We start from the raw sequence: 18667 nt of genomic DNA, 5'->3' as shown, positions 1-18667 counted from the left end.
TTCCCAAGCCGGGAGTGCGAGTTCGATTCTCGTCACCCGCTCCAGGTGAACCCCGGATCGTTGGCGGCGGACACGCTCATCGGCTGCTGTCGGTCCGTGGGGTGGCCTGCTCGTCGATGATGTCGCGGAGTTGGCGGCGGCCGGTGATGCCCAGCTTGGGATAGGAGCGGTACAGGTGTGAGGCGACGGTGCGGGGGGACAGGAACAGGCGGTCGGCGATCTCGGCGTTGGTCAGGCCGTGGCCGGCGAGGATGACGATCTCGCGCTGTTGGGCGGTGAGGGCGTCCAGTGCGCCCGGGGCGGCCTGCGGGAGTCGCACCGTTACGCCGCAGGCGCGCAGTTCGGATTCCGCGCGCCGGGTCCACGGGGCCGCGCCCAGGTGACGGAACGTTTCCAGGGCGGTCACCAGGAGGGGCTTGGCGTCGTTGATCCGTCGCTGTCGGCGCAGCCACTCCCCGTAGTCCAGCTGGAGTTGGGCCCGTTCGAACGGCCACGTGTCTCCGGTGGGGTCGGCCAGGGGCGCGGCGAAATGGGCTTCGGCGCTGTCGGGCTCGGCGAGCAGTCCGCGGGCGCGGGCCGCGAGTTGTGCCAGGCGTGGCCCGGGCGCGGCGTCCACCCGAGCCAGCGCGCGCTCCAGCAACGTACGGGCTTCGAGGCGCCGTTCGGCGCGCACCGCCGCGGCGGCGACGTCGGCGACGGCGAGGTAGGAGAAGTGGTGGTGCAGGGGTGTGCCGTCGGCTGCGAAGAGGCGGCTGAGCTGCGCGTACGCGGTCGTGTAGGTGCCTTGGGCCAGCGCCGACAGACCTGCTGTCTGCCAGATTCTGGCGGCGAACCCGCGGTATTCGCCGGTGTCCACGGCGGCGCGCACGCGGGCCAACAGCGGTGCCACCTGGTCGTGTTCGCCGCGCATGGCCGCCACGATGGCCGTGGTGAGGTCGGCCGAGCCCGCGACGGTCTCCATCTTGTAGGCGGCGGCGATGTCGCCCGCCTCCCGGGCTGCGGCGAGTGCGTCGTCCCAACGACCGCTGTCGACGTACGCCCATTCCAGTGCCGACAGCACGCCGCCGCTGGCACCGCGGAGGCCCGGGGCGCGTAGCCGGCTGAGGGCTTCGCGCAGCACCCTGACCGCCAGTTCGGTCTCGTCCAGGACCCAGGCCGCCGCGCCGAACGTACCCGGGTCCGAGAGGGGTTTTCCTTCCGCTGTGCGCCGTAGGCGGGGGACGATGTCGGCTCTTTCGGCGAACGGGTTCGTGCAGGCCCGGATCCAGATCCGGTACTCGGCCGCCGGCGCCGGCGTCGGACCGTCCTGGGAGTCGAGCAGGTCGAGGGCGGCACGTGCCTTCGCGCAGACTTCGGGGAGCCCGGTCTGGTGGGCGACCGTGGCGGCCATCCAGGCGGCCTGCCATGCGAGGGCCGGCAGCCTCGGGGACGCCTCGGCGGCGACGGACAGGAGCGTGTCGAACGCCTCGGCGTTGCGGTTGGACCACAGCAGCGACCAGCCGATGTCGAGCCGGGCGGCGATGCGCAGGTCCTGGTCGGAGGTCAACGTGAGGACCTGGCCCGCCAGTTCGCGCACCCAGTCGGCCTGTCCGGCGGACAGGGCGAGGTCGGCGGCGGCCAGCAGGCGCCGGGCCCTGTCGCCTTCGGCCGGGCTGAGCTCGGCGGCGCGTTCGAGGGCGCGTGCGGCCGCGGCGGCGCCGCCTCGGCGCTGGGCCTGGGCCGCGCTGTCTTCGAGGAGCGCGGCCAGGTGCTCGTCGGGGGCCGGCGCGGCGGCGGCCAGGTGCCAGGCGTGGCGGTCGGGCCGGTCGCGGAGCGCGTCGGCGACCTGCCGGTGCGCCGCGGCCCGCTCCGGGAAGGGCGCGGCGTGGTAGACGGCCGACCGGGTCAGCGGATGGGCGAACCGCGGGCCCGGCGTGTCCAGCCGGATCAGGCCCGCCGCTTCCGCCGGGGCGAGCGCCGCGGCGGAAAGCCCTGGTAGCGCCGTGGTCAGGTCCGGGCTGTCGGCCGCCGCGGCGAGCAGCAGCGCAGATCGGGCCGCCGGGGGCAGAGCGACGTACTGGGCGGCCATGAGGTCGGTCAGCTGCCCGGTGAGCGGCAACGGCTCGGCGGTCCATCGGCGGCCCGCGTCGGGATCCGCGGCGATCACCCTGGCCAGCTCGATCAGCGCCAGGGGGTTGCCGGCCGCCTGGGCCAGCACCTGTTCCCGCAGCCGGCCGTGCGGCGGGCGCGGCTGCGCGTCCAGGAGCAGGCCCGCGTCCGGCCGGGTGAGGGGGCGCAGCAGGAGCCGCGGCAGGTCCCGCTCGAAACCGGCGGGAGGTACGGTCCCGCGGGCGCCGGCCAGCAGCACGAGCTGCTCCGATTCCAGGCGGCGGGCAGCGAAGGCGAGCGCGTCGAGGGAGGCGCCGTCCAGCCACTGCGCGTCGTCGGCCGCCACCAACAGCGGCTGTTCGTCGGACAGTTCGGACAGCAGGGTGAGTACGGCGATCCCGGTGAGCAGGGCATCGGGCGGCGCGGGCTCGTCGGTGAGCCCGAACGCGCCGCGCAGCGCCTCGGCCTGACGGGTCGGCAGGCTCACCACGCGGTCCAGCACCGGGCGCAGCAGCTGGTGCAGCCCGGCGAACGCCAGGTCCCGCTCCGACTCGCTGCCGGTGGCCGCCAGCACCCGCATCCCCGCCGCCCCGGCCTCGCGCGCGGCCTCGGCCAGCAGGACGGTCTTGCCCAGACCCGGATCGCCCAGGAGCAGCAGAACGTGGCTCTCCTTGTGGGGCGGGGCGATCAGCTCCCGCAGCAGGGACAGCTCCTCCCGCCGCCCGATCAGGTTCGCGTCCTTGCGGGTCAGCTCCTTGCGGGACATCTCCTCGCGGGTCATCGCGGAAACGCCACCCTCACCTCGTGTGCAGTCAGGTTGCGGATACCGGACGGCCACCGCACGGCACAGGGTCGAGTCTATGGATGCTGTGCCCTGCGCTGCCCCCTGTGATGTCCCCCGCGCCGGTCCCTACGTCAGCCCCCGCGCGCGAGGGAACGCGGGTCCGTGATGCCGTACGTCACGGTCGGCCGGGAGAACACCGGTGACATCCGGATCCACTACGAGGACCATGGCGCGGGCCCGCCGGTCGTCCTGGTCCACGGCTACCTCGCCGACGGGCGCTCGTGGGAGAAGCAGGAGGCGGCGCTGCTCACGGCCGGGTACCGCGTCATCAGCTACGACCGGCGCGGCGGCGGCGCCTCCAGCCGGCCGGCAGCGGGCTACGACTACGACACGTTCGCCGCCGACCTGAACACACTGCTGGACGTCCTGGACGTGCGGGACGCGGTACTCGTCGGCTGCTGCTCCGGCACCGGGGACGTGACCCGGTACCTGGGAACGTACGGGCAGCGGCGGGTCCGCGGCGCGGCGCTGCTGGCGCCTCTGCCGCCGTTCCTGCCCCGGTCCGACGCCAACCCGGAGGGCATCGCCCCGGGCGCCCTCGACGCCTTCCTCGGCGAGCTGTCCGCCGACCGCCCGGCGGCGATCAAGACCTACCTGGACCGGCACTACAACATCGACTACTACAACACCGACTACCGCGACGGCTCCGACCCGCTCGGCGGGATCCGGGTGAGCGACCAGGCATGGCAGAACAGCTTCCACGTCGCGCTGCGGGTGTCCGCCGCCGCGGCCCTGGGGTGCGCGGTCGCCTGGCGGGAGGACTTCCGGGCCGACATCGCCCGCATCACGGCCCCCGTCCTGATCGTGCAGGGCGCCCAGGACCGGGTCATGCCGCCCGGCGCGACCGGGAACCGCCTGGCCGCGATGCTGACCGACGCCCGCCTCGCGATGCTGCCGGAGGGCGGGCACGCGATCATCTGGACGCACGCCGCCCAGGTCAACCACCTGCTCGTCGGCTTTCTGCGGGCCCTGTGACGCGTACGTCGGGCCCGCCGGGGCGCGTTCTCGGCCCGGTGCAGTCAACATGCGGATTCCGCCGCCGCGCCGCGGCTGATTCGCTCGGGTCATGGAGCTCACCTCGTACTCAGGTCTGCCGAACGAGCGGGTCAAGGCCGCGAACGGCATCGACTACGCGTACCGCGACACCGGGCCGACGGACGACGGCGCCGGTGTACCGCTGGTCCTTCTCCAGCACTTCCGTGGAAACCTCGACAACTGGGATCCGGCGCTGATCGACGCGCTGGCCTCGGGCAGACGTGTCATCGCCTTCGACAACGCCGGAGTCGGCGGCTCCACCGGAACGACTCCGCACACCGTGGACCGGATGGCACGGGACGCCATCGCCTTCATCGAGGCGATCGGGGCGACTGGGTCGACCGGGTCGACCGGGGGCCCGGGCCCGGGCCCCGGCCCCGTCGACGTCCTGGGCTTCTCCCTCGGCAGCTTCGTCGCGCAGCGGATCGCCCTGACCAGGCCGGCGCTCGTCAGAAGGCTGGTGCTCGCCTCGTCGGCCCCGCAGGGCGCCGACGGCATGCACGGCTGGGCCCCCGAGGTCATCGGCGCGATCGGCAACCCCGAGACCAGCCCCGAGGAGTACCTGAACGTCTTCTTCGCCCGGTCCGAGACAAGCGTGCGGGCCGGCCGGCAGACCCTGCAGCGGATCTACGGCGCCCGGAGCGCGGACCGGGACACCGCGACGGACTGGGCGACCCGCGAGGCGCAGTACGACGCGGTGTGCACGTGGGGGATCCCCGATCACGCGAAGCTCCAGCGGCTCGGCTGCCTGCGGATGCCCGTGTTCGTGGCGAACGGCGACAATGACCCGATGATCCTGCCGCACTACTCCCACCTGCTCGCCGGTCTGGTCCCGCAGGCCCGCGTGAAGATCTATCCCGACGCGGCGCACGGGTTCCTGTTCCAGCACCACGCGGAATTCGCCGCGGACGTCGACGCCTTCCTCGACGGTCCCTGATGACCGGCACCCACATGATCGTCCTGCCCGGCGGCGGGTACGCCGTGCACGCCGCGCACGAGGCCGAACCGGTGGTGGACTGGCTCGGCGGCCTGGGCGTACGGGCGAGCGTGTTCCGCTATCCGCTCAACGCCCGGCACCCGGAGCCGCTCGACGCGCTGCGCATCGAGATCCGCCGCCTGCGGGCGGCCGGCGCACGGCGCATCGGTCTCGTCGGGTTCTCCGCGGGAGGTCATCTGGCCGGCCTTGCCGCCCTCGCGCCGGGGGCCGGGCCCGACGAGGCGGTGGACTTCGCCGTGCTCGGCTACGCCATCACCTCGATGGAGACCGAGACCTACCGTCCGGCCCGGCTGATCCTCCTCGGTGAGGACGCGGGGCCCGGGCTGCGCCGGTCGACGTCACTGGATGCGCTCGTCACGTCCGAGGCGCCGCCGTTCTTCGTCTGGCACACCGCGGAGGACCCCTACGTCCCCGTCGAACACGCCTACCGCCTTGCCGCGGCGCTCGCGGCCGGCCAAGTCCCGCACAGCGTGCACGTGTTCGCCCACGGCCCGCACAGCCTCGGCCTCGCCCGGAACGCCGGCGAGGCCGCGATCTGGACCACGCTGGCTGAGGCCTGGATCCGCGAACACGCGTGACCGCCCCCGCCTACCTCACGACTGGTCCCCGGCCATCGCCTTCAGCTCCGCGATCTGCTTGAGCGCCGCGGCGACGAGTTCGTCGTTGGTGTGCGCGTGACCGCCCAGTCCCCATCCACCGGGCACGGCCTCGGTCAGCAGCACCCAGGTACGGTCCGCGAGCGTCGGGTCACCGGCGGCCTCCGCGACCATGCCGGTGAACCGGCTCACCACCGCGAGCTGTTTGTCGCGGTCGAGAGCACCCCCGTTGGTCAGCACCTGCACGCGTACGTAGGTGGACTCGCCGTCGACGTTCGAGAGGTCACCGGCCGGCAACTCGTGGAGGAAGGCGGCGGTGTTCCGGCGGAACATCGGGATGTCCGGAACCTCCTCGATGGCCATCAGGGTGGCGGCGAGGTCCTTGGCGAGCTGGTGCCCGTCCGTGAAGGTGCCCGCTGTGGCGTACACGTCGATCATGGGCATGGCGTACTCCTTCGGTGCTGGTGTTACCACCACTTGGCTTCGAGGGCGCGGCCGGTGCCGCCGGTCCGGTCGAGCGCGTCGAGTTCGGCCATGTCCTCGGCCGACAAGGTGAAGTCGTAGAGCTGCGCGTTCTCGTGGATGCGGTCGCGGTGCGTCGACTTCGCCACGACCACGAGTCCGTGCTGGAGGCCCCAGCGCAGCAGCACCTGCGCCGGTGTCCGGCCCGTCCGGCGGGCGATCCCGGCGACGGTGGTGTCGTCGACGTACCGGCCGGTGCCCAGCGGGCTGTACGCCTCGACGGCGACGTCGAACCGGGCGCAGGCATCCAGGAGCGCCTGCCGGCGGTGCGGCGGGTTGAAGAGGATCTGGTTGACGGAGGGCGGAACCGTTCCCTCGGCGATCACCGCTTCGAGTTCGGCCACGTCGTAATTGGAGACCCCGATGGAACGGGCCAGCCCCAGCTCCTTGGCGCGTTCCATCCCGGCCCAGGCCCGAGTCGGGCCGCCAGCCGGCCAGTGGACGAGGTAGAGGTCGATCTGTTCCAGGCCGAGGCGGCGAAGGCTGGCTTCCGCCTGGGCGACCGGATCGGTGCCGCGCGGCTGGAACTTCGTGGTGATGAACACCTCGTCGCGCGGTACGCCGCTGTCGCGGAGGGCGCGGCCGACGCTCTGCTCGTTGCCGTAGGCCTGCGCCGTGTCGATGTGCCGGTAACCGGCGTCGAGTGCCCAGCGCACGGCGTTGACGCACGCAGGCCCGTCGGGCACCTGCCAGACGCCGAGGCCGAGCACCGGCACCTGGTTGCCGTCCGCCAGCGGGCGCGCGCCGCCCCCGGGTGTGGCCGCGTTCGGGTTCATGGGCACCAGCATCCGGCAACGCACCGTGGAGTGGTATCAGCAACGTGACTGCAGCCGGCCATGGCATGGGCTCGGGCTCGGGCTCGCGGTGCAGTCAACATGCTGATACTCCGCCGCCGTCCCCAGGGTGACCATGAGGTCCAGCCGGGTCAGTGATGCGGACTGTGCCGAACGATGCCGGAGAAGACGATGAGCCTTGACTTCGACGTGTTCGTGGTGGATGCCAAGCCGATCCCGAGTGCGGTTCCGGGATTCGAGGAGGTGATGGGCCCGGCGACCTGGCCGCCGTCCACCTCGACGCTGATCAGCGACGACGACGGTGCCGTACTGGTCGACTGCCTCATCACCGTGCGCGAGGGCCGGGAGCTGGCGGCGTGGGTGAAGTCCCACGACCGCGAGCCCGGGTATGTGTACATCACCCATCCGCACGCCGACCACTTCCTCGGGCTGACGGAGATCCTGGCGGCGTTCCCGCAGGCGAGGCCGGTGGCGCTGGCCGAGTCCGTCCCCGCGATGGAGGAGCAGATCTCGCCGGGGTACATGCGGGTCTGGGGCGGGTTCTTCCCCGGCCAGTTGACCGACAGGCCCGTCGCGCCCGGGCCGCTGGCCGGCAGCACGATCCCGATCGGCGGCTCCACGGCCACGGTGATCCCGGTCGGGACCACCGACACCGGGCACTCCAGCGTCGTCCACGTCCCCGGCCTGAGCCTGGTCGTCTCCGGTGACGTCGTCTACAACCGGACGCACATGTGGCTGGCGGGATCGACCCCGGACTCCCGGGCCGAGTGGGCGCGGGCGCTGGAGGCCGTGGCGGCACTGGGGGCCGACACACTGATCGCCGGGCACCGCGATCCACGGGCCGCCGACGACGACGCCCACCGCCAGATCGACGAGAGCCGCCGCTACCTGGCCGACTTCGAGACGGCACTGGAACGCAGCTCCACACCGGGCGAGCTCATCGACCGGATGACGGCAGCCCATCCCGAGCTGGCGAACCCCTACACACTGTGGGTCGCGGCCCACGACCTGCTCACCACCGGAACCTGACACGGACACCAAGGACAGCACGGGCCCGCGGGTGCTGAACCTCCGCAGAATGACGGCCCGCCGGACCGACGAGGCGTACCGGTCCTCCACCCCGCTGGAACTCTTCTTCGACCTCTGTTTCGTCGCCGCCGTCGCGCAGGCCGCCGCCCATCTGCATCACGACCTGAGCTCCGGACACCTCGGCCATGCCGTGGGCAACTACCTCTGGGTGTTCTTCGCGATCTGGTGGGCCTGGGGGAACTTCACCTGGTTCGCCTCCGCGTACGACAACGACGACGACCTCTATCGCCTGCTGACCATGGTGCAGATCGCCGGAGCGCTGACCCTGGCCGCCGGCGTACCCCGGGCCTTCGAGTCCGGCGACTATCTCGTCATCACCGTCGGCTACGTGATCCTGCGGCTGGCCATGGTCATGCAGTGGCTGCGGGCGGCCGGCGCCGATCCGGAACGGCGCACGACCGCCCTGCGGTACGCCGTCGGCTACGCCCTGGTCCAGGCCGGGTGGGTCGCTCGCCTCGCCTTCGACCAGCCGACGTACCTCTATGCCGGACTGGCGGTGGCCGCGGGCGAGTTGCTGGTCCCGATCTGGGCCGAGCGGGCGCGGGTGACGACCTTTCACCCGGAGCACATCACCGAGCGGTTCGGGCTGTTCACCATGATCGTGCTCGGCGAGGCGGTGCTGGCCGCGACCACCGCCGTACAGACCGCGGCCGACGCGCGCGACGGCCTCGACCCCGACCTGCTGGTCCTGGCCGGCAGCGGTCTGCTGCTCGTCCTCAGCCTGTGGTGGCTCTACTTCGACCGGACCACCCAGCGCATGCTGCGCTCCATGCGTACGACGATCATCTGGGGCTACGGCCACTACCTCGTCTTCGCCTCGACCGCGGCGATCGGCGCCGGACTCGCCGTCTCCGTCGACGCCCTCACCGGCCGTGCGCACCTCACACACCTCCAGCAGGGCCTGGCTGTCGGCATACCCCTCGCCGCCTGGATCGCGACGGTCCGGTGGCTGCGCGTGGGCCCGCCGCTGCGCGGTCCCGCCGTCGCGGCCCCGCCCGTGGCCGCGGTCCTGGTCCTGGCCGCGGCCCGGACCTCCGCGGCCGTGCCCCTGATGGCCGTGATCACCGCGGCGCTGGCGGCGGTGACGACCTGGGCCGTGCGGCGGACGGGCTGATCACTCGGCGCCGGGTGCCCGCCGGGCAAGCCCTGGTCGGGGCGGTCAGCTGAAGAACGGGTCGTCCACGGCGTGGACCCAGCCGCCGTCCGGCCGGCGTCGGAGGATCTCGGTGGTGGTGGAGAGCACCGGCTCCGGTCCGACCCCGGTGAGGACGGCGTTGTTCGACACCAGGGCGACGTCGTCGACCTGTCGGATCTCGCGCGGTTCGAGCGTGAGGCGGGCGCCGCTGTCGACCATCTGCCGCATGGCCCCGCGGATGGCGTCCGTGCCCACCAGGTGGGTTCCGGGAGCGGGGACGAAGTGGGCGTTCGGCTCGTACAGCGACACCAGACCCTCGACGTCACCGGCCTCCAGGTACTCCATGAACAAGGTCCCCACCTGCTGGGGCGTCTCCGCGCGGCGCCGGGCGGTGACACCGACCGGCTGGTCGCCCCAGCCGGCCGCGGCGATCAGGTCGTACCAGCCGGGTTGGGCGCCGTAGGGCAGGTGGTGACGCAGCAGGTCGCCCGGGAAGGTCAGCGGGGACGCCTTGTGGGGCTTGGTCCTGGCCTGGGTGACGATGGCGTCGCTGAGCCCGTAGGCCAGGTCCTGGCGCGGCAGCAGCGCGTGCACCTCGTCGGCGAGGCCGGGCGGAAGGCTCTCGCGCCGGGCTCCGAGGATGTCGGTGGCGATGCCGGCCTGAGCCAGTGCCACCTCCGTGCCCTTGCGCGAGGCGATGCCGTCGGAGGTGTGCAGAGCGATGGCGTCCCAGGCGACGGCGACACGCCGTTCCTCGACACCGCGCTCGCGCAGGAACGCCGCCGCGAGGTCGGCGCCGTCGACTTCGAAACGCTGGTCGCCGTTGCCCTCCTCGCTCAGTCCGATGTCGTGCAGGAGGCAGCTGACGTACAGCAGCTCGTCGTCGTAGTCGCTGCCGGCGTGCAGACCCTGGTTCTGTGCATGGGCGCGGGCGAAGACGTAGCTGCGGACGCTGTGGTGGTGAACGAAGGCGGGGGTGGCCTGTGCCGCGTAGGCGTATGCCTCCTGGGCGAGGCTCGTGTCGGGGAGGTCGAGCTGCTCGGCGACGGACAGGTGTGCGTCAGTGGTCATGGTGGGTCTCCTGCATGGGGGGGTCGTTGGGGATGTGCGGCTGGGGTGGTGTGCCTACAGCTGGGCGACGAACGCGCCGATGTGCGCGGCCACTTGGTCGGGCACCTCAAGGGGGGAGAGGTGGCCGGTGTCCTTCAGGACGGTCAGCGTGGCGGTGGGGATCAGCGGCAGCAGGTGCTCGGCGAGCACGGTCGGCGGGTCGACCTTGTCGTCGCTGCCCGCGAGAACCAGCACCGGCACCCCGATGGCCGAGACGCCGGCCGACACGTCCTGGACCAGTCCCTGGCGCGGCCACTGGAGACGGGCCTCGTCGCCGCCGCGCAGACTGTCCTCGACCACCTGCCGGCGCAGCTCGGGAGCCAGCCCGCCGCGGGTCAGCATCAGGTCGATGCTCCGAAGAACCGCCTCCTCGTCGTCGTAGGCGTGGGACACCGTCTCCTGTACCTGCTCGGTCACCCCGATCGGCGCGGGCGGCGCGGGTGCCACGAGGACGACTCCCCGCAGACCGGCGGGCTTGCGCGCGGCCAGCAGCTGAGCCACCTTGCCGCCCATGGAATGCCCGACCAGCACGTAGCTGGAGTATCCGAGCGCGTCGACGACCCGCTGCGCGTCGTCAGCGAGCTGCTCCAGGTCGTACGGTCCCGGCACGCTCGTGGAGTCGCCCCAGCCACGCTGGTCGTAGGCCACGAAGCCCTGCCCTGGATCCAGCCGCCGCAGCACCGGGATCCAGGTGCGCCGCGAGCCTCCCCAGTAGTGCAGGAAGACCAGCGCCGGGCCGTCGCCCTCGCGGACGTGGGCGTACACCTGGCCGCCCCGCACGTCGAAGAAGCGGCCCACCACGTTCTGCTCCTGCGAAGTCATCGCCGGCTCCTCGTCCACGGCCGGGGCTCTGGGACCGCTCCACCGGTGTGAGGAGTCGGCTGCCCCGTGCTCGTTCCCCGATCCTGCTCCGGAACCTCCCGTCCGGGACACGGCTCATCTGCCAGCATGCGTATTTTTTGGGCCAGGATGGCGTGGAGGAAGCCTTGCTTTACGGCCGCGCGATCATCGGCTTGAACAGGTGATTTGTCCCGGGAACAGCTCCGGGTCAGGGCAATGACCGCTTCCTGGCCTTCCCTGCGGCATTGGCCACGGACGTAATATTGCGGCCATGAACACGCACCGGGTCATGGTCCTGGCGGTCGACGGCGTGCTGCCCATGGATCTGGGGATCCCCACGCAGATCTTCAACGCCCGTCCGAACACCCCCTACGAGCTCACCGTGTGCGGCGACACCGAGGAGGCCGTGACCACGAGCGCCGGTTTCACCCTCGGGCTGACCGCGGGTCTTGAGGCGCTCGCCGAAGCGGACACGATCATCGTCCCGGGCTTCGAGGACTTCCGGCGCCCTCCGCGCCCACGGGTGAGGGCCGCTCTCAAGCTCGCCGGCCGCGCCGGGATACGCATCGCTTCCATCTGCACCGGCGCCTTCGCCGTCGCCTCGGCCGGACTGCTCGACGGCCGCACCGTCACCACCCACTGGGCCAGCGCGGACGACCTCGAAGAGCTCTACCCCCGGGTGCGCGTCGACCGCAACGTCCTCTACATCGACAACGACACCATCCTGACCTCCGCGGGCGTCACGGCCGGCATCGACCTGTGTCTGCACCTGGTCCGCAAGGACCTCGGCGCGGCCGTCGCGAACGACGTCGCCCGGGACATCGTCGCCGCCCCGCACCGCGACGGCGGACAGGCCCAGTACATCGACAGGACCCTCCCCACCCCGCGGGCCACCACGCTCGCCGACACCCGCGAACGGGCCCTGCTCCACCTCGAAGAGGACCTCACCATCCCCCACCTCGCCGACCATGCCGGCGTCTCACCGCGTACCCTGACCCGCCTGTGGCGTCAGGAAACCGGCGTCAGCCCCCACCAATGGCTCCTGACCGCCCGCATCAACCGCGCGCGAGAACTCCTGGAGACCACCGACCTCCAGGTGGAACAGATCGCCGTCCGGTGCGGCCTCGGCAGCGGCGCCAACCTGCGCGCCCGATTCCGTGACGCCCTCGGCATCACGCCCACGTCCTACCGCCGCACCTTCCAACACCGGGCCGCCTGAGGCGAGTTCGCCGCCTTCGGCCACCCGCACTTGTCCAAGTCCGGCGTCCGGCTGTTACCGGCCCGACAAGCCGCTCCACCCCGGCGAGTGGCTCACGAACCCGGCGAACAGACGCTCAAGGTGACGCACGACGCGGACCGTCCGCCGCGAGGCAGCGGGCCGCAGGCGGTCCTCGTCGCCGAGCGGTCCGGAACCGAGCGGCGACTGCCGCGGGCGATCGACCACGGACTGGTCTGCGTACGGCCACGTTCACGCGCCGGGCTCGACCGGATCCGCCTCGCCCTGCTCTACGCGTGACGGCCGAACGGATCTCGATCCACCCGAACCGGTGCTCCGCCTGGACCTGGAGCCGGCCGAAACCCGCCAACTCCCCACCGTCCGAAGGCAGCGGGACCGACGGATGCGTGAACTGGTGCTGACCGCCTACGAGTACCGGTGCGCATTCTGCGGCTACGACGGCCGTATCGGCGCGGTGCCCGTCGGGCTGGAGGCCGCTCACGTGCGCTGGTGGGCCTTCGGCGGACCGGACGACGTCGACAACGGCCTGTGCCTGTGCTCCCTGCACCACAAGCTCTTCGACAAGGGGGTCCTCGGCCTCGACGACAGCCACCGCATCCTGGTCTCGCAGCGCTTCGTCGGCCACAGCACCGCCGCACATGAGCACGTCGTGGCACTCGCCGGACGCCCGGTCATCGGCCCGCAGTCGGCCGCCCGCCCCGTCGCGGCCGGCCACCGCGCCTGGCACACCAGCCAGGTCTTCCACGGCGCCCCACGCCCGGCCCCGCCGGCCACCTGACCGATCCACCACCGAACCCCGCTCTCCCGCGTGCTCCTGCAAGGCGGCCTTCCGGGTGACGGCGTGCCCTTGAGACCGGTCAACCACGGTCAATGTGCGAGTTCGATTCTCGTCACCCGCTCCAGATCGAAGCCCCCGGCCGGTGCCCTGGGGCTCTTTTTGTTGCGCCGGGGGGGCGCACGTGATGTGACCGGGCTCACATCAGGCGGAAAACCTGCGGGCCGTGCCCCGCGTCTAGCCGGTGTGAGAGCAGTCAGGAAGGCACTCGGCGAGCGGGACGAGGAGCGGCTCGTGCGGCTGGTGGGCAGGGGGGACCGTGCGGCGTTCGACGAGCTGTACCGGCGTACCGCGCCGTGGATGGCCGTGAGGCTGCGCCGGCGCTGTGCCGACGAGCAGATCGTCGCCGAGGTGATGCAGGAGACGTATCTGGCGGTGTGGCGGGCGGCGGGGGCGTTCGCGGGGGCCTCGGTGGGCGGGTCGGCCGTGGGGTGGTTGTGGACGATCGCGGCGCGGCGGCTCGTCGACGCCTTCCGGCGCCGGGCCCATCATGCCGAGCCGCCGCCGGCCGCCGCTTCCGTCGACGCCGCGCCCGGCGCCGAGGAGGAGGTGCTCGCGGCGACCGTCGGCGGGGATGTCGGGGACGCGCTGCGGTGTCTCGCGCCGGAACTCCGGCAAGTACTGCAGGCCCTGGTGCTCGACGGGTTGTCCGTCCGGGAGACCTCCGTCCTGCTCGGGTTGCCCGAGGGCACGGTCAAGACCCGTGCGCGCCGGGCCCGGATCGCGATGCGGAGGGCGCTGACATGAGGGCTGACATGAGCGTGGAACATGCGTCGACGCGGATCATCGGCTGCTACGCGCGCGGCGGCGACGACCTCACCGCCGATGAGGTGTGGGCCGTAGAAGCCCATCTGGAGGCGTGTCGGGTGTGTCGGGATCGGCTTGCGGCGGTCGTTGCCGCGGAGGTGCCGGGGGTGGCGGCGCTCGTCGGGAGTGTGTGGGACGGGCTTGAGCCTCGGTTGGGGGTGCCCGTGGCGCGGCGGCGGTATCGGTCGGTGCGGGTGTCGAGTTGGCTGACGCCGGTGATGGTGCCGTGGCTGGGGATGGTCGTGAGCGTCGCTGTGCTCGCGCTGTTGCTCGATCTGGTCGGCGGTGGTTACGGGTTCGGATCGGGGTCCGGCCGTGTGTCGTTGGTGTTGTTGCTCGCGCCGGTTCTGCCCGTGCTCGGCGTTGCGGCCTCTTGGTCTCAAGGGCTCGATCCGGCCTACGAGTTGACGGCTTCCGTGCCCAGGGCCGGGCTTCAGCTGGTGCTGCGGCGTACGGCTTCCGTGCTTGCCGTGGTCGTTCCCGCGCTGCTGGTGGGTGGTTGGGCTACGGGGGTGCCGGGGGTGACGGCCGCGCAGTGGCTGCTGCCCTGTCTGGCCTTCACCTCTACGACCCTGGCGCTCGGCGGTGTCGTCGGGGTGACCCGTGCCGCCGTGGCGGTGGTCGTCGTATGGGCCGGCGTGGTTGTCGCCCCGACCGTGGTTGCCAGCCGTGCGACCTTCACGCTGCAGGCGGGTGGGCTGGCTGTGTGGGGGCTGGTTCTCGCGGTCGGCGTGGGGGTCGTGATCGTCCGCCGGGGCGCGTACTCCGTGCTGGGAGCCCATCGGTGACCGACGAAGAAGCCACTGAAGAAGCCACTGGAAAGCCACTGGAAATCCCCTTGGAAAGGACCAGTACATGATGCCCGCCATGAGCGCGGCCGACATCGCGCCTACGCCCTATGCCTGGGAAATTCGGGCCACGGGGTTGAAGGTCAGGGTCGGTCGGAAGCGGATGGCCGTCGACGGGCTCGACCTGTCGTTGGGGACCGGTGTGCACGGTCTGCTCGGGCCGAACGGGGCCGGGAAGACCACCCTCATACGGGCGTTGGCCACCGTACTGCGGCCCGCCGGGGGGACGTTGGAGCTGCTCGGTGAGTCCGCGGGCGGGGTGGGTGAGCATCGGGCGTTGCGGCGCCGGATCGGTTATCTGCCGCAGGAGTTCGGCTACTACAAGCGGTTCACCGTGCGTGAATTCGTCGAGTACATGGCCTGGTTGAAGGAGGTGCCGAAGGCGGACATCCCCGGGGCGGTCCAACGCGCCGTGGAACGGGTGGGGTTGGCCGACCGGGCCGAGGAGCGGATGAAGGCGCTGTCCGGTGGCATGGTGCGCAGGGTCGGGATCGCGCAGGCCATCGTCAACGACCCGGCGATCCTGCTGCTCGACGAACCCACGGCCGGGCTGGACCCGGCGCAGCGGCTGCGATTCCGGGAGCTGTTGCAGGAGTTGGGCGCGGACACGTGTGTGGTCGTGTCGACCCATCTGGTCGAGGACGTCGCCGCCGCCTGCAGTGATGTGGCCCTCTTCGCCGAGGGGCGGCTGGTCTTCCAGGGCACTCCGGACGAGCTGGCCGCGGCGGGTGGTCCCGGGCATGTGGGCGACAGCCCGTTGGAGCGGGGCTACTCGGCGCTGCTGTCGGAGCCCGAGCGGGAGAGGGGCTCCTGGTGAACGGCCTTTCCCTGCATGCTGACTTGAACATCCGTGTCCCGCACGTCGACGTCAACTTCCGTGTCCTGCGTATCGAGTTGAGACGTTCCGTCGCCCCTTGGGCCGGCGGCGTGATCCTGACGAGCGCGCTGGCGTTCCTGTATCTGGTGAACGCCGCCTGGTGGAACGGCACCACGGCGTGGACGGCCCAGTGGACGTCCCTGGCCCTGTGGACCCGGAGCCTGCTGTTCTATCTGTGTCCGCTCGCCGTGGGGTTCGGGGCGTTGCAGGGGCTGCGCGACCACCGTTCGAAGATGGTCGAGCTGCTGACGAGCACGCCGCGGCCCGCCCGGCACCGCGCGGCCGTACCGGCGGGCGCGACGGCGATCACGCTGGCCTCGGCCTACGCGCTCCTCGTCCTCGTGGGCGGGGTCCAGGTGCTGGCCAACACCCAGTACACGCACCTCAGTTGGCTGCCGATCTCCCTCGTGGGGGCGCTCTTCCTCGTCGCGGGCGGCGTGTTGGGCATGGGTGCGGGGCGGGCCCTGCCGTCCGCGCTCACCCCACCCCTGCTGGCCATGGGCGCGTTCACGTTCACCGCCCTCATGCACCTGTCCCTCGGCCGGACGGCGACGACCGACCCGGCGACGGGCTTCCCGACCTCGGAACCGAACCGCGTCTCCCTCCTGTCACCCGAGGTCGACGAGGTCCACAGCGCCCTCGTCACGCTCTCCGCCCCCGTCCACATCGGGCAGACGATCTGGGTCCTCGGCATGGCCACGACCGGCTTCGCGCTCCTGGTCGCCGCGACCCGGCGCGCCCGGCTGATCGCCCTCACCCCCGTCCTCGCGGGCGCGGTCCTCGCCCTGCTCGTCCTCCCGTCCGACCCGAGCCGGATGTACGTCGTCGACAAGGCCGCCGCGGAGCTGGTGTGCGAGGGGCCGGTGTGCGTGACGAGGACGCACGAAGACCGGCTCGCCGCACTGGCCGGTCCCGGCAAGGAGGCGCTACGGCTGCTGCGGGGCGCCCTCGGCGAACGGGCGCCGGTCTCGGTGCGGGAGAACACCGTCGTGCAGGCGGTGGGTTCCACTCCGAAGTGGTCGCGTACGACTGTGCTGTTGGACTTCGACGACGACCTCGTCACGGCGGCGCGGGGTGCGCGGCAACTGACGTGGGCCCTGCTCGCCAAGGGGCTGGTGCCGGGGTGTACTCCGGTGGGATGGAGCGGGTTCGGGGGAGACCAGTACGCGCAGGCTGTCGCGGTCGGGTGGGTCCTTGGGGAGCTGAAGCCGCTGCCTGGCGTCTCCGCGGGAACGCGCGACGAGGTCGACACCAAGGCCCGCCCGGTGTGGAAGAAGCTCATGGCGCTTCCGCGGGCCGAGCAGGTCTCGCGGATCGACGCCATGCGGGGCGCCGCGCTGGCTTGTAAGGGGGACCCGTTCGACGTTTTGTCGGGGCGGGCGTCCCGGTGAGGTGGGGGTCTGGGAGGTGCCTCCCGGTGAGGTGGCTGACGCTGTACGCCCGCTCGCGTCAAGTACCCGCGTCCCTCGCCGCGTTGGTGATCGGCGCGGCGGCGATGCGGGCACTCGCCAGGGGCGGCGCCCAAGGGTCCGGTGATCCACGGCTGCCCGTACTCGTCCTCGCCACGGGAGTGATGGCCACGTCCATCGGGTTCAGCGGGCAGGACCTCGCGCTGGACCGGACGGCCGCGATCCGCTGGGTGCCGCGCAGGGCGGCGCATGTACTGCTCGCCGGGGCGGTGGTCGCGGCGGTGCTGCTGGCCGTACAGGGGGTGGGCACGCCCGTGGGGACCTCCATGGCCACCACCGGGTTCGTCGTCCGGGACAGCGCGGGGCTGACGGGACTTGCCGCGTTGGGCGCGGCGCTCGCGGGCGGTCAGTACGCGTGGACGCTGCCGTTCGCCTGGCTCTCGTTCACGTTCTTCGCCCCGGCCGCCACGAGTACGACGACACGGGTGGCGAGCTGGCTGCTGTTGCCGGCCGGCACGCCGGCGGGCACCGGGACAGCCCTGCTCCTCCTGGTCGCCGGTACCGCGGTGTACGCCGTCGCGGGGCCGAGGCGGTAGGCGGCCCGGGGCACAGTGCTCAGTCGAGGCTGTCGAGGCCCGGGATCTCCGCATCGGGGCGGGCCGGACCGGTGCGCGGCAGATGCGACAGGTGAGGCGGGCGAGGCAGATCGCAGGCCGCACGCAGAGCATCCAGCTTCTCCGCGTCGGTGGTCTCGGCGGCGGCCGCACACGTGAGGATCCGGAGGTCGGTGCCGGCGGGCATCAGGACGTCGACGTCGAGGGTGATGTCACCCACCAGTGGATGTTCGATGGTCTTGCGGTCGCCGGCCCAGGGGGCGGCAGTGCCGTTGAACCACAGTCGGGCGAACGCCGGTTCCCGTCGGAGCATGCCTTCGACGAGTGAGGCAAGACGTTCGTCCTGGGGATGGGCGGCCGCCGTCACACGCAGATCGGCGACGAGGACCTTCTCCTCCGCTTCGCTGCCTCCCCAGGTCCGGACGGGCCAGGCCGCGATCGGGTCCCGGTCCCGGCTGGCTCTCGTCTGGAACATCCCGGCGACGAGATTGTGCCCCTCCCAGCCGTACGCGCGGGGATCGCCGGCCGCGGCCGTCCACATCCTGTTCCAGCCGATGATGGTCCAGTCGGCGGCGAAGACCCCGGCGGGAATCGCTCCCAACTGGTGTACCAGTCGCCGCACGCTCACGGGTATGTGCCGGGAGACGTTCCCGGCGGAGGGCGGTGCGAGCTGGGCGCATCGGAACAGGTGGTCACGCTCGGACGGGTCGAGGCGCATGGCTCTGGCCAGGGCGGCGACCACCTGGGCCGAGGGATTGCGCGCGCGGCCCTGTTCCAGCCGCACCACGTAGTCGACCGATATGCCTGCCAGACGGGCCAGTTCCTCGCGGCGCAGTCCGGGCAGACGCCGCTCCCCGCCGGCGTCCAGCCCGCTCTCCAGCGGTGACGTGCGCTCGCGCCAGCCGCGCAGGGTCATGCCGAAGTGATTCATCGTCGCCATGCGGGGCATCGTCGTCCCGATGCCCCGGACGACACGAAGGTTCTGCTGCC

At 72.0% G+C, this 18667-nt stretch carries 18 protein-coding genes and 1 pseudogene; 13 read left to right on the top strand and 6 right to left on the bottom strand.

What is annotated here, in order from left to right; translation table 11 throughout:
* Nucleotides 1–76: 76 nt before the first annotated feature.
* Nucleotides 77–2869, bottom strand: coding sequence for an AAA family ATPase (locus OG496_RS30260; protein ID WP_405973148.1), 2793 nt, complete (start codon nt 2867–2869; stop codon nt 77–79).
* 168 nt (nt 2870–3037) lie between these two features.
* Between OG496_RS30260 and OG496_RS30255 the strand changes: the two genes are divergently transcribed.
* The 3 genes from OG496_RS30255 (at nt 3038) to OG496_RS30245 (ending at nt 5542) form a co-directional block, all read left to right on the top strand.
* Nucleotides 3038–3907 carry an alpha/beta fold hydrolase gene (locus OG496_RS30255; protein WP_405973147.1) on the top strand — a complete coding sequence of 290 codons (870 nt, stop codon included), beginning with the start codon at nt 3038–3040 and terminating at the stop codon, nt 3905–3907.
* 91 nt (nt 3908–3998) lie between these two features.
* Nucleotides 3999–4904: an alpha/beta fold hydrolase gene (locus OG496_RS30250; RefSeq protein ID WP_405973146.1), complete on the top strand. Its 906-nt coding sequence runs from the start codon at nt 3999–4001 to the stop codon at nt 4902–4904.
* Entirely contained in the window at nt 4904–5542 is a 639-nt protein-coding gene (locus tag OG496_RS30245; protein ID WP_405973145.1) for a prolyl oligopeptidase family serine peptidase, read from the top strand. Before OG496_RS30250 ends, OG496_RS30245 begins: the two co-directional genes overlap by 1 nt.
* Nucleotides 5543–5557: 15 nt before the next feature.
* Here OG496_RS30245 and OG496_RS30240 read toward each other — a convergent pair whose 3' ends face one another.
* Both OG496_RS30240 and OG496_RS30235 read right to left on the bottom strand, forming a co-directional pair.
* Entirely contained in the window at nt 5558–6004 is a 447-nt protein-coding gene (locus OG496_RS30240) for a 4-oxalocrotonate tautomerase family protein (protein ID WP_405973144.1), read from the bottom strand.
* Nucleotides 6005–6027: 23 nt separating this feature from the next.
* Entirely contained in the window at nt 6028–6858 is an 831-nt protein-coding gene (locus OG496_RS30235) for an aldo/keto reductase (protein ID WP_405973143.1), read from the bottom strand.
* Between the two features lie 189 nt (nt 6859–7047).
* Between OG496_RS30235 and OG496_RS30230 the strand changes: the two genes are divergently transcribed.
* Together OG496_RS30230 and OG496_RS30225 are read left to right on the top strand one after the other, a co-directional pair.
* Nucleotides 7048–7905, top strand: coding sequence for an MBL fold metallo-hydrolase (locus tag OG496_RS30230; protein WP_405973142.1), 858 nt, complete (start codon nt 7048–7050; stop codon nt 7903–7905).
* 49 nt (nt 7906–7954) lie between these two features.
* Nucleotides 7955–9079 carry a low temperature requirement protein A gene (locus tag OG496_RS30225; RefSeq protein WP_405973141.1) on the top strand — a complete coding sequence of 375 codons (1125 nt, stop codon included), beginning with the start codon at nt 7955–7957 and terminating at the stop codon, nt 9077–9079.
* A 45-nt stretch (nt 9080–9124) separates the two neighbouring features.
* Here OG496_RS30225 and OG496_RS30220 read toward each other — a convergent pair whose 3' ends face one another.
* Together OG496_RS30220 and OG496_RS30215 are read right to left on the bottom strand one after the other, a co-directional pair.
* Nucleotides 9125–10171, bottom strand: coding sequence for a nuclear transport factor 2 family protein (locus OG496_RS30220; RefSeq protein WP_405973140.1), 1047 nt, complete (start codon nt 10169–10171; stop codon nt 9125–9127).
* A 54-nt stretch (nt 10172–10225) separates the two neighbouring features.
* Nucleotides 10226–11032 (bottom strand): alpha/beta fold hydrolase, encoded by an 807-nt coding sequence (locus OG496_RS30215; RefSeq protein WP_405973139.1) that lies wholly within the window; start codon nt 11030–11032, stop codon nt 10226–10228.
* 289 nt (nt 11033–11321) lie between these two features.
* On the opposite strand from OG496_RS30215, the gene OG496_RS30210 reads away from it, so the two are divergent.
* The 8 genes and pseudogenes from OG496_RS30210 to OG496_RS30175 all read left to right on the top strand — a co-directional run bounded on the left by OG496_RS30210 (nt 11322) and on the right by OG496_RS30175 (nt 17659).
* Nucleotides 11322–12269, top strand: coding sequence for a helix-turn-helix domain-containing protein (locus OG496_RS30210; RefSeq protein WP_366494550.1), 948 nt, complete (start codon nt 11322–11324; stop codon nt 12267–12269).
* A gap of 87 nt (nt 12270–12356) precedes the next feature.
* On the top strand, nt 12357–12566 hold the full coding sequence (locus OG496_RS30205; protein WP_405973138.1) for a hypothetical protein: 210 nt from the start codon (nt 12357–12359) through the stop codon (nt 12564–12566).
* Between the two features lie 40 nt (nt 12567–12606).
* A pseudogene (locus OG496_RS30200) lies at nt 12607–13065 on the top strand (phosphorothioated DNA-binding restriction endonuclease); the annotation flags it as partial.
* A gap of 243 nt (nt 13066–13308) precedes the next feature.
* Nucleotides 13309–13869: an RNA polymerase sigma factor gene (locus OG496_RS30195; protein ID WP_405973137.1), complete on the top strand. Its 561-nt coding sequence runs from the start codon at nt 13309–13311 to the stop codon at nt 13867–13869.
* An 8-nt stretch (nt 13870–13877) separates the two neighbouring features.
* Entirely contained in the window at nt 13878–14717 is an 840-nt protein-coding gene (locus OG496_RS30190) for a zf-HC2 domain-containing protein (RefSeq protein ID WP_405973136.1), read from the top strand.
* A gap of 70 nt (nt 14718–14787) precedes the next feature.
* Nucleotides 14788–15594 carry an ABC transporter ATP-binding protein gene (locus OG496_RS30185; protein ID WP_405976739.1) on the top strand — a complete coding sequence of 269 codons (807 nt, stop codon included), beginning with the start codon at nt 14788–14790 and terminating at the stop codon, nt 15592–15594.
* The gene (locus tag OG496_RS30180; protein WP_405973135.1) at nt 15591–17045 is read left to right on the top strand and encodes a hypothetical protein; all 1455 of its coding nucleotides are present in this window, start codon (nt 15591–15593) and stop codon (nt 17043–17045) included. Before OG496_RS30185 ends, OG496_RS30180 begins: the two co-directional genes overlap by 4 nt.
* Before the next feature lie 26 nt (nt 17046–17071).
* The gene (locus OG496_RS30175) at nt 17072–17659 is read left to right on the top strand and encodes a hypothetical protein (protein WP_405973134.1); all 588 of its coding nucleotides are present in this window, start codon (nt 17072–17074) and stop codon (nt 17657–17659) included.
* A 19-nt stretch (nt 17660–17678) separates the two neighbouring features.
* Here the strand turns inward: OG496_RS30175 and OG496_RS30170 are convergent, their stop codons facing one another.
* A complete protein-coding gene (locus OG496_RS30170) occupies nt 17679–18617 on the bottom strand; it encodes a helix-turn-helix transcriptional regulator (protein ID WP_405973133.1) in 939 nt (312 codons plus the stop codon).
* Nucleotides 18618–18667 lie beyond the last annotated feature (50 nt).

The organism is Streptomyces sp. NBC_00988 (assembly GCF_045162645.1).
Taxonomy (GTDB): domain Bacteria; phylum Actinomycetota; class Actinomycetes; order Streptomycetales; family Streptomycetaceae; genus Streptomyces.
The sequence above is the reverse complement of the archived record's forward strand: the minus strand, read 5'-3'. Positions and strand labels throughout refer to the sequence as shown.

Excerpts from the sequence above, each read along its gene's own strand:
- OG496_RS30190 (WP_405973136.1), top strand. The coding sequence starts at position 13,878 with ATGAGCGTGGAACATGCGTCGACGCGGATCATCGGCTGCTACGCGCGC.
- OG496_RS30255 (WP_405973147.1), top strand. The coding sequence starts at position 3,038 with ATGCCGTACGTCACGGTCGGCCGGGAGAACACCGGTGACATCCGGATC.
- OG496_RS30215 (WP_405973139.1), bottom strand. The coding sequence starts at position 11,032 with ATGACTTCGCAGGAGCAGAACGTGGTGGGCCGCTTCTTCGACGTGCGG.
- OG496_RS30225 (WP_405973141.1), top strand. The coding sequence starts at position 7,955 with ATGACGGCCCGCCGGACCGACGAGGCGTACCGGTCCTCCACCCCGCTG.
- OG496_RS30260 (WP_405973148.1), bottom strand. The coding sequence starts at position 2,869 with ATGACCCGCGAGGAGATGTCCCGCAAGGAGCTGACCCGCAAGGACGCG.
- OG496_RS30250 (WP_405973146.1), top strand. The coding sequence starts at position 3,999 with ATGGAGCTCACCTCGTACTCAGGTCTGCCGAACGAGCGGGTCAAGGCC.
- OG496_RS30210 (WP_366494550.1), top strand. The coding sequence starts at position 11,322 with ATGAACACGCACCGGGTCATGGTCCTGGCGGTCGACGGCGTGCTGCCC.
- OG496_RS30240 (WP_405973144.1), bottom strand. The coding sequence starts at position 6,004 with ATGCCCATGATCGACGTGTACGCCACAGCGGGCACCTTCACGGACGGG.
- OG496_RS30170 (WP_405973133.1), bottom strand. The coding sequence starts at position 18,617 with ATGGCGACGATGAATCACTTCGGCATGACCCTGCGCGGCTGGCGCGAG.
- OG496_RS30245 (WP_405973145.1), top strand. The coding sequence starts at position 4,904 with ATGACCGGCACCCACATGATCGTCCTGCCCGGCGGCGGGTACGCCGTG.
- OG496_RS30235 (WP_405973143.1), bottom strand. The coding sequence starts at position 6,858 with ATGAACCCGAACGCGGCCACACCCGGGGGCGGCGCGCGCCCGCTGGCG.
- OG496_RS30185 (WP_405976739.1), top strand. The coding sequence starts at position 14,788 with ATGCCCGCCATGAGCGCGGCCGACATCGCGCCTACGCCCTATGCCTGG.
- OG496_RS30220 (WP_405973140.1), bottom strand. The coding sequence starts at position 10,171 with ATGACCACTGACGCACACCTGTCCGTCGCCGAGCAGCTCGACCTCCCC.
- OG496_RS30230 (WP_405973142.1), top strand. The coding sequence starts at position 7,048 with ATGAGCCTTGACTTCGACGTGTTCGTGGTGGATGCCAAGCCGATCCCG.